Raw genomic sequence first — 12640 nt, 5'->3', positions numbered from 1 at the left:
TACCCCTAAAAGAGCATAAAGGTATCAGATAATGCGAACTGGTCGGACAAAAGCGAGTAGATTTGAATAACCAGAGCCAATACCGACCCAATATGAAGAAACAAAGCAGTGGAATCCCTCGCTATTTAGCCACTTTCGCTGATCTTATGACTTTGTTACTTTGCTTTTTTGTATTGCTGCTCAGTATGGCTGAAATTGACGCACTTAAATACAAAGTCGTGGTTCGCTCGATGGAGAATGCTTTTGGCGTAAAAAAAGATACGCCCGAAGAGATCGTCAAAGCCACCAGTATCATTAAACAGACCTTCTCCCCATCTCCTACAGATACACCATCACCGCTCTCTAAGATCTTCCAAGAAAGCCTGAACGATGAACGTGTCATCAAAATTCATGATGCCAATTTGTATCAGAGAGCAAAATTGAATAGCCTAATGGCAACGCTACAGAAAAAATTCATCAAAGCGATTACAGCAGGGCAGCTGAGTCTGGAAACTATTGATGACCGGGTCATTATTCGCATTAATGAAAATGCTTCTTTTCCCTCAGGACAAGCAACTTTAAAATCCGGGATATTGCCGGTTATTGCTCATATCTCGGATGTTCTGACGGAACTCAATACTACTTTTGTAGTCGCAGGACATACAGATAACGTCCCACTGAGCAATTTAAATTATCGGTCGAACTGGGAGTTATCCGCAGCGAGGGCAACATCAGTAGTGCATGCATTATTGGGTAATAAAGGCTTACAACCGGAACAATTCAGAGTTGAAGCGTATGCCGATACCAGACCTATTCGGTCAAACCTGACCTCACAAGGGCGTGCGATGAACCGTCGGGTTGAAATTGGCATTATTAACCCATAGCGGTAAGCTGAATTATCACTATATAATCAAGTTAACAGAAAACAGATCGGCCCCCTGAAACCAACGGATAAGGACGCATCATGAAAACATCAGACCTACTCGTCAAAGCACTGGAAAACGAAGGGGTCGAATATATCTTCGGCATTCCCGGCGAAGAAAATCTGGATTTTCTTGATTCATTAAAGCATTCCTCTATCAGGCTGATTATTACTCGCCACGAACAAGGCGCAGGATTCATGGCTGCCAACTACGGGCGGCTAACTGGTAAACCTGGTGTATGTTTATCGACACTTGGGCCTGGCGCAACCAATCTGGTCACCCCTGCCGCTTATGCACAACTAGGTGGTATGCCGATGTTGATCATTACCGGGCAAAAACCCATCAAAGAAAGCAAACAAGCCTTGTTTCAGATTGTGGATGTGGTCAATATGCTGCGCCCGATCACTAAGTTCACCAAACAAGTCGTGCATGGCAGCACTATCGCCGCCACTGTTCGTGAGGCTTTCCGTATCGCCGTCGAAGAACGACCCGGCGCAGTTCATATTGAACTTCCGGAGGACATTGCTGCGGAAGAAGCTCATCAGCGTATATACACGGTTGAAACTATCCGCCGTCCGGACGCCGATAACCGCACGATTCAACATGCTTTGAAAATGATTGAAGAGGCGTCAATGCCTCTACTACTAATCGGTGCCGGAGCCAACCGTAAACGAGCCAGTGCTGCTTTAACAAAATTTGTCGAACATACCGGTATTCCCTTTTTCAACACGCAACTGGGCAAAGGCGTGATTGATGAGCGGCATGATAGCTATCTGGGTACCGCTGCGTTGTCAGAATCGGACTTCTTACACTGTGCTATTGAACGAGCGGATCTGATTATTAATGTGGGTCACGATGAAGTAGAAAAACCGCCTTTCTTCATGAAAGATGGCGGCGCTCAAGTCATTCATATTAATTTCCATGCCGCTGAAATTGATCCTGTCTACTTCCCGCAACTCGATGTAGTCGGTGATATCGCCACCTCCATTAATCGTCTGCGTACGGGTTTAACAGTTCAACCACATTGGGACTTTTCGTATTACTACAGAGTAAAACAAGAAGTAAATGAACGGCTGTCCAAATACAGCGATGATGAACGCTTCCCTATCCTGCCGCAGAGTGCAGTACGCATTATTCGTGAAGCCATGGGTGAAGAAGATATTCTCGCCTTGGATAATGGCGTGTACAAAATCTGGTTTGCTCGAAACTATCCGAGCTATTACTACAATTCACTGCTGCTGGACAACGCCCTCGCCACAATGGGAGCAGGACTATCCACCGCGATGATGGCGAAAATGCTGAATCCGGATCATAAAGTCATGGCTGTCTGTGGTGATGGCGGTTTTATGATGAATTCACAAGAAATGGAAACCGCTGTCAGACTGGGCCTTGATTTGGTCGTGTTGATTTTCAACGACAACGCCTATGGCATGATCAAGTGGAAACAAGAAGGTATGGGCTTTGAAGATTATGGCCTTAACTTTAATAACCCCGATTTTGTCAAATATGCCGATAGCTATGGCGCGATTGGTCACAGACCCACCAGTCATGCCGAGTTCGTCAAAACCCTTGATTACGCTCTCAATGCCAAAGGGGTTCACCTGATTGATCTGGCTGTTGATTACTCGCTGAATTACTCCATCCTTAGTGAAGGCCTGAAACAAAAAATCTGTATTTTATAAGGAGCTTATATAATGACCACGCCCCATTTTCCGTTGAAGATCGCTGGTTTATCAAAAACGGATGCTTCCCGGGCGGAAGTCTTCTCGCCCTTTAATGAACAATTACTCGGCACTGTCGATCAAGCGAATAAAGCGGATATTGATAAAGCCTTAACCACCGCACATTCGCTATTTAAAGACCGATCACAGTGGCTTACGGTTGTTGAACGTATTGCCATTCTCGAAAAAGCCGTTGAGATGATGAAAGCAGAGGCAGACAGTCTCGCTGTCGGTGCGGCTGAAGAAGGTGGTAAACCCCTTATTGATTCTCAGGTCGAAATGAATCGCTGTATTGATAGTATTCGTGCCTGTATTGATGGCTTGCGAAATGATGCACCGCATACGATTCCCATGGGTATTAATCCAGCCTCACAACACCGTTTAACCACAATACGTAAAGAACCGATTGGTGTGGTGGTTGCCATCAGCGCATTTAATCATCCACTTAATCTTATCGCTCATCAGGTCGGTCCGGCGATTGCTACAGGTTGCCCGGTCATTGTAAAACCTGCCGAAAAAACACCTTTATCCTGTTTCCGCCTGGTGGAAATATTCCATAAAGCCGGTTTGCCAGAGGGCTGGTGTCAGGCTTTACTCACCGAAAGCCATGAAGATACAGAACATTTAGTGACGGATGACCGTGTGGCTTTTCTGAGCTTTATTGGTAGCGCTAAAGTGGGCTGGTATTTACGCTCAAAACTCGCCCCGGGCACACGTTGTGCATTGGAGCACGGTGGTGTGGCTCCGGTTATTGTGACTAAAGATGCTGACATTGAAGCGGCTATTCCCGGTCTAAGTAAAGGCAGTTTTTATCATGCAGGCCAGGTATGTGTCTCTGTACAACGGATCTATGCTCATCGCTCTATTGCCAGACAATTGGCAGAAAAATTAGCGGAAGCGGCCAAACAGCTTAAAGTGGGTGATCCGGTATCAGCCGATACGGAAGTGGGCCCAATTATCAAAAAATCTGAGCTAACCCGGATTGATGATTGGGTGAAGGAAGCCATTCGTGCCGGTGCTGAATGTCTGTGTGGCGGGAAAGCATTAGCTGATAACTGTTACGCACCTACGGTGTTATTCAACCCACCAGCGAATGCCAAAGTCACCACATCTGAAGTGTTTGGCCCTGTCGTCAATGTGTATCCATTTGATGATGTTGATGAGGCTCTGGCGGCGGCTAACAGTCTGCCCTTTGCCTTCCAGGCCTCGGTATACAGTCGCGAGTTAAATGCGGCGATGTATGTGGCTGACAAGCTTGATGCGTCGGCTGTGATGATAAATGAACACACCGCATTTCGTGTCGACTGGATGCCTTTTGCCGGTTTAAAACACTCTGGCTTAGGTACAGGCGGTATTCCTTACACGATGGAAGATATGCAGGTTGAAAAGATGATTGTGATGACATCAAAAGGTATTTCTGCCTGAATATGATGAATTTACAGTACAAGGCACTGTTTTTAACAGTGCCTTTTTTCTTGGCCTCTCTGCTAATGTTTGTATCAAAAGCGAATGCTGACACTGACGTTAGAGCCGTAACAAAACCTAGCGTAAATCGTTTTACATCGCTAAATCCTGAAAAATCCTCATCATTGACCCTATCACCCTCGGGCTGCGTCAGAACAACCGAAACAGTGACCTTATCTGGAACGGTGGATAGTCAAGAAAAAAAATGGCTACTCAAGTCTGGTGATGATTGGCTGCCTATAGAAACCATGGCCATTAATAATAAACAGATCTTATTGACGTTACCGGCAACACAGCTTTCAGCAGGTCAGTCTTATCCCTTATTTGCAGTGGAAGGTAAGCATCAAATTGATTCAGGGCTGAGCATCACGATCTGTCCTGCTTTTAGCCAATTACCTTTATTACCCGCCCCTACGCCTAAAACTGATTAATAAATTCAATAATGGTTTGCCTGAGCTTATCATCGCCTCTTAAAGGTTTAGCCAGATGAGAAACCATGGCTACGTGATTTAGCGCTTCAAACTCGACAAGCTGAACCGGACCGTTTTTCCGCTTAATCTCTGCAGCCAGATTAATACTGTTCCTGGGTAACACCGTGTGGTCCTTGTTACCTACCATCAGTAACATTGGCGGGTTTTCACCATCCACAAACTGAATCGGCTGACTTTGCCAGCGCTCTGGTTCAGGGCCAAAGATATGCTTCAAGCGCTGACTCTTTAAAGGCAAGAAATCATAGGGCCCGGCCAAACCAATCATGCCTTGAATATCTGTTGGCTTATAACCGTAGTTAGCCAAATATGATGCATTCAAGCTTAATAATGCTGCAATATGTGCCCCGGCCGAATGCCCGGCAATAAATACCTGTTGTTTGTCACCACCGTAGTCACGAATATGTTCAAACACCCAAGCCATCGACCGTGCGGCATCATCGACAAATTCAGGGAAGACCACTTCAGGATACAAACGATAATCAGGAATGATGACAATATAGCCAGCAGATGTCAGCGCTTCTGCAACAAACTTATAATCAGCTTTATCACCTGAGTCCCAACTGCCACCGTAAAAGAATACGATTGTCTTCAGTGGTTGTTTGAATGTAGCTGCTCCAGGCAGATAAATATCCAGCTTTTGTCTTTGGCTCGTACCATAAGCCTGGTCCGCTATTTTTTGATAACCATCTTCTGGTACCAGTGCATTTAATACCGTCACGGGTGAACAAGCATTACATAGCGATACCATCAGTGCCGTCACTGTCCGTTGAAAAACCTGCCAATAACGCCCTCTGATTAACATCGACAACCCATTTCTGAAAGCCCTACAAATATAAAATAAACCTTTGATTTATATTGTTATTAGGTTCACGTGAAATTCACGTTAAGCGGCAGAGACTCAAGTTAACAATCAACGTCAAAGGTGATGATGATGAAACGTTTTATGATTAAAATCCTTCTGACTTTCTCTCTCATGCCATTCTCTGCTGCCATGGCAAATAAGATAGTCATTAATTATGACTTTGATGCCGTTAGCCCCTTCTATCAAGACACCGCTATTGTTGTACAGAATAAACAAGGCATACCTTATGTTGGTCTTATCAACACGGTTGGTGAATTTATTCTGCCGCCTCAAAAACACACTGAAATAAAAGCGTTTAATGAGGGACTTGCGCCAATCCGCATTGATCAGCGCTGGGGTTTTATTGATACCAGTGGTCAGATAGTCATTCCTGCCATATTTAAGAAACTAACCTCTTTTAATGAAGGCTTAGCAGCTGCATTAGAAGAAGATAAGTGGGGATTCATTAATACAAAAGGTGAGTGGGTGATCTCTACCCGGTTTGATAAAGCTGACATCTTTCAGGAAGGCAAAGCCGCTGTGAAACAATATGGCTCCTGGGGATTTATTGATGAACAAGGCAGATGGGTTGTTCAGGCAAAATTTCGTGACACAAAGCGCTTTAGTGGCGGCCTGGCAGCGGTGAAAACAAATGATGGTTGGGGCTATGTAGACACTCAAGGTCATATGGTGATTACCCCCAAATACGACACTGTTTACTCTTTTAATGAGCAGCGCGCCTTAGTCAGTAACAATCAAAGCTGGAGGTTTATATCTCAAGACGGCACTTTATTAAATGATAAAGAATATGAGCACGCTCAGCCCTTTAGTGAAGGTAAAGCCGTGGTGATGCATAATGGCAAATATGGCTATATTGATATACAAGGAAATGAGCTGGTCAGCCCGGTTTATGATAATGCCTGGTCATATAGAGATGGTCTGGCCAGAGTAGAAAAAGCCGGAAAAGTCGGCTATCTGGATGCAACGGGCAAGCTTGTTATCGAACCTCAATATAAATGGGGCCAGTCTTTTCAGGAAGGGCTGGCAGCCGTCACCTTAGATTACTGGGATTATGGTTATATCAACCAACGTGGTGAGCTGGTCATTCCTCCTCAGTATGATGATGCCAAACCGTTTAATAACGGCTTGGCACCGGTCAAACATGAGGGTAAATGGGGTTATGTCTCTTTTGATTGATTCGCGGCTGCTTCCATCAATTTCACGTCAAATGGTTTACTGGCTTCGCCGAAATAAATCGTACTGTGAGGGAATGGAATTTCAATATTTTTCTCATCAAAGCTCAGCTTGATGCGTCTTAAAAACTCTCGACCAACCGTCCACTGTTGAATGGGCAGCGTTTTGATTCTGCCCTTAATAATCACTGCCGAATTATCGAGTTTATCCACACCAAAAATCTCGGGTGGTTCAAGAATCAAGTTTTTCATATCTTCGTCAGCCATCAGCCCATCAGCGACTTCCCGAATGACTTCTATTACCTCATCGGTATTTTCTTTATACGCCACGCCGATATCAAACACATAAGCTGACCATTCAGTCGTCATATTACTTAGTGTGGTAATCGTGCCATTTGGAAAAAAGTGCACAATACCGGCCAAATCGCGTAATACGGTGGTGCGGAAATTAATGGCCTCTACTAAACCACCGGTACCATTAATCACGGCCACATCACCGACCCGTATCTGATTTTCCAGAATCATAAAAAAGCCTGAAATCACATCCCTCACCAGGTTTTGCGCCCCAAAGCCAATCGCCAAGCCGACAATCCCGGCACTGGCAATAAGCGGTCCGACTTCCACGCCAATTTCTCTTAATATAATCAGGAAAAAAGTAATCCATATTGCCAATAGGCCGGCTTGTTTTAACAATCTGACAATGGTTTCGATGCGCTTTCTGGATTCCAATGAAGACTCGCCCCTCGCGGTCGCCTTCCCGACCAGTCTTACTTCAAAGCGCTGCAGTGCCGATTTCATCAACCACGTCGCCACCCAGGCAATAATAAAGATAAGCACCATTCGCAAGCTGGCAGTAATAATGGCAGACCAGCTGATCTCTTCAATAAAAGTTTTTATTGATTCCATCATTTACTCCGTTAAAAAGGTGAATTCAGACGTCATATCCGAGATAATATTTCACATGTGAATGCGAGTTAACAGCGCTGTTAATACATCGATTCATACTGTAACGACTCAGCAGCCCATCAACGGGTTCCATTCTTTTGTCGTGAGCAATAAATCAGGATTGCTCAATCTCTTATTTTTGACTATCTTTAATCGCAGCCATTACTGGAACGACTATGACCTATTGTATTGCCATATCACTAGATAAAGGATTGGTGCTTACCTCCGACTCAAGAACCAACGCAGGTATTGATCAGGTCAGCACATACAGCAAGATGTTTCGTTTCAGTACAAAGGCTGATCGCTGTATCGCCATTCTAAGCGCGGGTAATCTGGCTACCACGCAATGTGTGATAGAACAGCTCAACCGGGATCTGCGTGAAGATAATGAAACCAGCCTCAATACGACTCATTATCTATCCGATACTGCCGATTATGTAGGGGATGTATTAAGCCAGCGTATCAAACGGTATAGCGAAGACCAGCAGTCCGGCTTTTCACCCGATGCCACTTTATTGATGGCAGGCCAAATCAAAGGCCAACCGCCGCAGGCTTTTTTGATTTATCCCCAAGGCAATCACATCACCACCAGTCGCGAAACACCCTATCTGCAGATTGGTGAAAGCAAATACGGTAAACCCGTGCTGGATCGCTTTCTGACAATGAAAACCTCGTTAACAGATGCCGCCACCTGCTCCTTAATCTCCATGGATTCGACCATGAAGAGTAATGTCAGTGTTGGGCCACCTATTGAAGTATTGATATATGAAACCGATAGCTTAGCGTTTAAACATCACTATCGCTTTGATACGGAAGATGCTTTTCTGATTAATTTACGTCGTGAATGGGGTAATAAACTGAATCAGGCATTTAAAGAAATGCCACGGATTCCCGAGTCTTTTTCAACGGATTCAGCAGCTGATGAATAAATTTCAGTTTTTTTCTCACCGAGGCTGACACGACAAAAGGGTAGGCATCCGTATTACCCACACTTCGGTTTAATGCATTCATTTTCACCACCAGCGACAACCAGTCAGTCATCAATACATCAAAATCACTGGCATAATCAAAATGGTCAATCAGCCCATAAGCCACCGCTGTTTCCATAGTGTCACTCATCATCAGATAATGTGACCACGTTTCTGCCCAGTCTTCCATTGGGTGAGCGCTGGCGTATGCAGACAGATAAAACTCCGGCCAATCCGTCGCCGGCCCATCACTGTAATAGCTATTTAAACTGCTTTGATAATCTTGTTCAGTAAAACCGAATACATCACAGAAAATGGCGTAATGTTCTGTCTCTTTAATCAAGATATCCCAATAGTAGTGGCCAATCTCATGACGAAAATGGCCCAGCAAAGTTCGATAAGATTCATTCATCGCTTCACGGGTGGCTTCCCTGAAGCTACCATCGGCCTCGGCAGCATTGAGCGTAATCACACCTTGGCTATGACCACTCAACACATGTTCAAGGGCTAAGTCAGGATTCGTTCGCTGATCTTCAAGAAAATCAAATACCAGCCCGTGCTCATAACCTTGGTAAAAAGCGTTAATTGGCAAATTTAATCTGAGTAAACCATAAATCATACGGCGTTTGGCTGCTTCCAGCGTCCGCCAACGACGCCAATTATCCGGCTGGGTCAACATCGGTATCGTTCTGGTCAAGGCACAGGAAATACACTGCGTGTTGGGTGAATCAGCCGGGATTAACCAGTTACAAGCCAACTCATGGTCACGGTGAAAACAACTGCGATAACGTTGTAACGGAAAAAGGTCCGTCATCAGCCAGGCATTGTCATCTTCTTGCAGACTGGAGAGTTGTTGCAGCTCAGGAATAAAGCCTAATTGACTGCCACAGACGCCACAGTGCGTGTTTTCAAAAAAGATTTCTTGCCCACACTGGCAAAAGAAACGTCTCATGAGACTGAATAATCCGGATAAAACCAATTACTGGTAATGCTGGTATTCAAACGATTTAACAAAATCTGTAACTCATCCATCATCAGTCGTATGGTTTCCGGTGGATTTTTCTCCGCACTGTAGTCCTGTAATCGTGTCAAAATCTCAATCTGCTGTTCCAGTACTTGTTTTTCACCCGGTAAATACTCCAGGTAATTGCCTATAGAGTTAACCGAAAAACTTAATGAACGAGGGAAGGCTTTATCCTGAATTAAGAACGTGAGTACTTTCTCGCCCTTTAGTGACGAATTATGTGCCTGAATATACATCTGCTGAGCATTTAACACTCTAAGCAAGGTCGCCCACAAAATACCTTCATGCTGCCTTAAAGCATCACTACGATTATCTGACATTAATAAAGTAGCGAGCTCAAGTATTCGGCTTGTCATATCTGCACGCTCAAGATGTTTACCTGCTTGTAGGAAATCATAGGCGTAATTACGGCTCATATGATTAGCAATCATACCCCATATACACTGACAAGACTCCATAATAGTGAGTAATAACTTCTGTCTTCTGCGCCTATTTCCAATAGATGATAATTCGCTTTTCACTAACAGGTGCAGCTCGTTGACTTGCTCCCACACTTCCTCAGGCAGCACATCAAGTGACGTCCGGGCATTTTCTCTGACAGCAGATAAATTATTGATAAGTGAGCCACCATAGCTGGGATCAGACAACAGAAAATGCATGATGTCATATTCATTTTCGCGGGGGTGTTTAGCGTAATAAAGCTGCTCCGCATCAAAAATGGTCACTAAGGTAAACCAGTTCACTTCCATATGTTCCGGTAAGTCCATTAACAATGCGGTATGCACATTAATTAAACGAGCCGTGTTTTCTACACGTTCCAGATAACGTGCTAACCAGTAAACCCTTTCAGCAACACGGGATAACATTAGTCTTCCTCCACAAGCTGGCGGCTTTCATCGACAATCCAGGTATCTTTACTTCCTCCACCCTGAGATGAGTTAACTACTAATGAACCTTTGACCATCGCCACACGGGTTAGCCCGCCAGGTGTGACATAAACATCATCTCCAGAGAGGATGAAAGGCCTCAAATCAACATGACGGGGGGCGATGGTTTCATCACAACAGGTGGGAGATACCGATAAACTCAAGGTGGGCTGAGCAATATAATTTTTTGGATCATTGATTAGTAAATCACGAAACTCTTCCACTTTCTCCGCAGAAGAATGTGGCCCGACCAGCATACCGTAACCACCCGACTCATTCGCAGGCTTGACCACTAACTCAGGAAGGTGTTGAAGCACGTGCTGCAGATCCTCATCATTACGACATAACCAGGTAGGTACATTACTTAAGATAGGCTCTTCATTCAGGTAATAACGGATCATATCGGGCACATAGGCATAAATGACTTTGTCATCAGCCACACCGCAACCAGGCGCATTGGCAATGGCTACCTTACCGGCACGCCATGAACGCATGATGCCCGGTACCCCCAACATCGAATCAGGGCGAAAGACTTCCGGATCAATAAAATCATCATCGATACGGCGGTAAATCACATCAACACGCTCAAGACCATGAATGGTTTTCATATAGACATAGTCGTCATCACCCACCAGCAGATCGGCTCCTTCCAGTAAAATCAAACCTGCCTGCTGAGCCAGAAACGCATGCTCAAAATAGGCAGAGTTGTAGATACCTGGTGTCAACAAAGCCATCGTGGGATTAGATAAATCCGGCCGTAATGAGGCGAGCATTTCAGCTAAGTGCTCGGGATACGCATCAACAGGGCTGATGTTTAATAATTTGAATAACTCGGGGAAAACGCGTTTAGTGGTTTTTCTGTTTTCAAGCATATAAGCCACGCCCGAAGGTACCCGTAAATTATCCTCAAGCACATATAAAGTACCTTCATGATCACGTACCAGATCAGAACCACAGATATTTGCCCAGACTCCATGAGCCGGTGTCATACCATGGCATTCTTTACGGTAGCCTTTTGACTGATACACAACGTCGGCGGGCATAATGCCATCGTTGATAATGTTACCTTCGTTATAAATATCCTGAATGAACTGATTTAAGGCACAAATACGTTGTTTCAGCCCCTTTTCGGTGCGTTCCCACTCAACTTTTGGGATAGCGCGGGGAATAATATCGAACGGCCAAGCCCGGTCTATATTCCCTGCATCACTATATATGGTGAAGGTAATACCACGCTCCAGCATTTCCACTTCTGACTCTTTAACACGCTGCGTAAAGGCTTCTTTTTCCATGCAACGCAAGTATTCAAGTAACTTAAAACTGAATGCTCTGGGCTGATGTTTTGCAAACATGAGTTCATCAAAAAATGATCCCGGATCGTAGTCTTTCCATATGTCCTTCATCAGTCCCCCCATCAGGTTTTAGCAAAAAGAACGTTGTCGTTAATAAAGAGAGCAAAAGTTATACCTGACTTAAAAGCTAGGTTAATTTTCAGCCTCATTTAGGTAATGCTGCTTCAACCATACTGTTGATCAGTTCTGCCGCATTTTCTTCATGTGTACCCCGAAAGGCTGAAACCAGGATTTTTGCTTCATTAAATGCTTGATCTATTTCCCGCCTGAAAAGCTGTTTATAGCGTTCCACGCCTACCAGATAAACACCGCCTGACAAAGTGATTCCCTGCAGTATCTCCTGTTTACTGTCACTCTTTTCCGAAGCGATGAGTTGAGCAACAATCTGACTATAAAGGGGAATTCCCATCACAAAACTTAATAGCTTATTCACTTCTGCAGGATTCCTGTTTTTCCAGTACTGAGCATAGATTGAGATACGTCTTAACCTTAGCCAGTCAATATCAGATATAGCAGCGACGGGACCCGATGGCTGTGCACCGTGAAAGATCAATTCAATATCACTGCAAAACTGATAAAAATCTGGCAGTGACGCTTTACCGAGTTGATCCGCAATAATGGCAATATCGACTTCCAGCGCTTGCATCGCAGTCGGAGCAATATGCTCATAAACAACTTTACTATGGCGCTGTCCATTTTTGTCGGACCAGAACTGGACCGCTCTTGCCAAAGGATGGAATTCAGCAAGCACCGACACAGATGAAAATAATTGTGTATCCGGATTTATCATCTACACACCTCCGGCAAAATAAG

Annotated in this window: 12 protein-coding genes; 6 read left to right on the top strand and 6 right to left on the bottom strand. The window is 44.6% G+C overall.

The window, feature by feature from the left end:
• Window positions 1–92 precede the first annotated feature (92 nt).
• From AC13DA_RS03405 to AC13DA_RS03390, 4 genes are all read left to right on the top strand, one after another.
• Window positions 93–863, top strand: a complete 771-nt coding sequence (locus AC13DA_RS03405; RefSeq protein WP_007144322.1) for a flagellar motor protein MotB — start codon at window positions 93–95, stop codon at window positions 861–863.
• An 80-nt stretch (window positions 864–943) separates the two neighbouring features.
• Complete coding sequence (locus tag AC13DA_RS03400) at window positions 944–2584, top strand: acetolactate synthase large subunit (RefSeq protein WP_007144321.1); 1641 nt, start codon at window positions 944–946, stop codon at window positions 2582–2584.
• 12 nt (window positions 2585–2596) lie between these two features.
• Window positions 2597–4048: an aldehyde dehydrogenase family protein gene (locus AC13DA_RS03395; RefSeq protein ID WP_284451329.1), complete on the top strand. Its 1452-nt coding sequence runs from the start codon at window positions 2597–2599 to the stop codon at window positions 4046–4048.
• Window positions 4049–4050: 2 nt separating this feature from the next.
• Window positions 4051–4518, top strand: coding sequence for a hypothetical protein (locus tag AC13DA_RS03390; RefSeq protein ID WP_284451330.1), 468 nt, complete (start codon window positions 4051–4053; stop codon window positions 4516–4518).
• Here the strand turns inward: AC13DA_RS03390 and AC13DA_RS03385 are convergent.
• Window positions 4505–5380 (bottom strand): alpha/beta hydrolase, encoded by an 876-nt coding sequence (locus AC13DA_RS03385; protein WP_007144318.1) that lies wholly within the window; start codon window positions 5378–5380, stop codon window positions 4505–4507. The two genes, AC13DA_RS03390 and AC13DA_RS03385, sit on opposite strands and share 14 nt — an antisense overlap.
• Before the next feature lie 141 nt (window positions 5381–5521).
• Here AC13DA_RS03385 and AC13DA_RS03380 point away from each other — a divergent pair, with 141 nt between their 5' ends.
• Entirely contained in the window at window positions 5522–6616 is a 1095-nt protein-coding gene (locus AC13DA_RS03380) for a WG repeat-containing protein (RefSeq protein WP_284451331.1), read from the top strand.
• Here the strand turns inward: AC13DA_RS03380 and AC13DA_RS03375 are convergent.
• Complete coding sequence (locus tag AC13DA_RS03375) at window positions 6598–7518, bottom strand: mechanosensitive ion channel family protein (protein WP_273179084.1); 921 nt, start codon at window positions 7516–7518, stop codon at window positions 6598–6600. The two genes, AC13DA_RS03380 and AC13DA_RS03375, sit on opposite strands and share 19 nt — an antisense overlap.
• Window positions 7519–7733: 215 nt before the next feature.
• Between AC13DA_RS03375 and AC13DA_RS03370 the strand changes: the two genes are divergently transcribed.
• The gene (locus AC13DA_RS03370; protein ID WP_040576138.1) at window positions 7734–8486 is read left to right on the top strand and encodes a proteasome-type protease; all 753 of its coding nucleotides are present in this window, start codon (window positions 7734–7736) and stop codon (window positions 8484–8486) included.
• Here AC13DA_RS03370 and AC13DA_RS03365 read toward each other — a convergent pair.
• The 4 genes from AC13DA_RS03365 to AC13DA_RS03350 all read right to left on the bottom strand — a co-directional run bounded on the left by AC13DA_RS03365 (window position 8428) and on the right by AC13DA_RS03350 (window position 12617).
• Window positions 8428–9477, bottom strand: coding sequence for a zinc-binding metallopeptidase family protein (locus tag AC13DA_RS03365; RefSeq protein WP_273179089.1), 1050 nt, complete (start codon window positions 9475–9477; stop codon window positions 8428–8430). The genes AC13DA_RS03370 and AC13DA_RS03365 overlap by 59 nt on opposite strands.
• Complete coding sequence (locus tag AC13DA_RS03360; RefSeq protein WP_273179092.1) at window positions 9474–10415, bottom strand: alpha-E domain-containing protein; 942 nt, start codon at window positions 10413–10415, stop codon at window positions 9474–9476. Before AC13DA_RS03360 ends, AC13DA_RS03365 begins: the two co-directional genes overlap by 4 nt.
• Window positions 10415–11878: a circularly permuted type 2 ATP-grasp protein gene (locus AC13DA_RS03355; protein WP_284451333.1), complete on the bottom strand. Its 1464-nt coding sequence runs from the start codon at window positions 11876–11878 to the stop codon at window positions 10415–10417. The genes AC13DA_RS03360 and AC13DA_RS03355 overlap by 1 nt, the downstream gene beginning before the upstream one ends.
• Before the next feature lie 94 nt (window positions 11879–11972).
• Window positions 11973–12617 (bottom strand): hypothetical protein, encoded by a 645-nt coding sequence (locus AC13DA_RS03350; protein WP_284451335.1) that lies wholly within the window; start codon window positions 12615–12617, stop codon window positions 11973–11975.
• Between the last annotated feature and the right edge of the window lie 23 nt (window positions 12618–12640).

Source organism: Methylophaga sp. F-2, from assembly GCF_056859315.1.
The sequence above is the reverse complement of the archived record's forward strand: the minus strand, read 5'-3'. Positions and strand labels throughout refer to the sequence as shown.

Coding starts and splice junctions, on each gene's coding strand:
- AC13DA_RS03380 (WP_284451331.1), top strand. CDS start 5,522: ATGATTAAAATCCTTCTGACTTTCTCTCTCATGCCATTCTCTGCTGCC.
- AC13DA_RS03375 (WP_273179084.1), bottom strand. CDS start 7,518: ATGGAATCAATAAAAACTTTTATTGAAGAGATCAGCTGGTCTGCCATT.
- AC13DA_RS03385 (WP_007144318.1), bottom strand. CDS start 5,380: ATGTTAATCAGAGGGCGTTATTGGCAGGTTTTTCAACGGACAGTGACG.
- AC13DA_RS03405 (WP_007144322.1), top strand. CDS start 93: ATGAAGAAACAAAGCAGTGGAATCCCTCGCTATTTAGCCACTTTCGCT.
- AC13DA_RS03370 (WP_040576138.1), top strand. CDS start 7,734: ATGACCTATTGTATTGCCATATCACTAGATAAAGGATTGGTGCTTACC.
- AC13DA_RS03360 (WP_273179092.1), bottom strand. CDS start 10,415: ATGTTATCCCGTGTTGCTGAAAGGGTTTACTGGTTAGCACGTTATCTG.
- AC13DA_RS03350 (WP_284451335.1), bottom strand. CDS start 12,617: ATGATAAATCCGGATACACAATTATTTTCATCTGTGTCGGTGCTTGCT.
- AC13DA_RS03390 (WP_284451330.1), top strand. CDS start 4,051: ATGATGAATTTACAGTACAAGGCACTGTTTTTAACAGTGCCTTTTTTC.
- AC13DA_RS03365 (WP_273179089.1), bottom strand. CDS start 9,477: ATGAGACGTTTCTTTTGCCAGTGTGGGCAAGAAATCTTTTTTGAAAAC.
- AC13DA_RS03355 (WP_284451333.1), bottom strand. CDS start 11,878: ATGAAGGACATATGGAAAGACTACGATCCGGGATCATTTTTTGATGAA.
- AC13DA_RS03395 (WP_284451329.1), top strand. CDS start 2,597: ATGACCACGCCCCATTTTCCGTTGAAGATCGCTGGTTTATCAAAAACG.
- AC13DA_RS03400 (WP_007144321.1), top strand. CDS start 944: ATGAAAACATCAGACCTACTCGTCAAAGCACTGGAAAACGAAGGGGTC.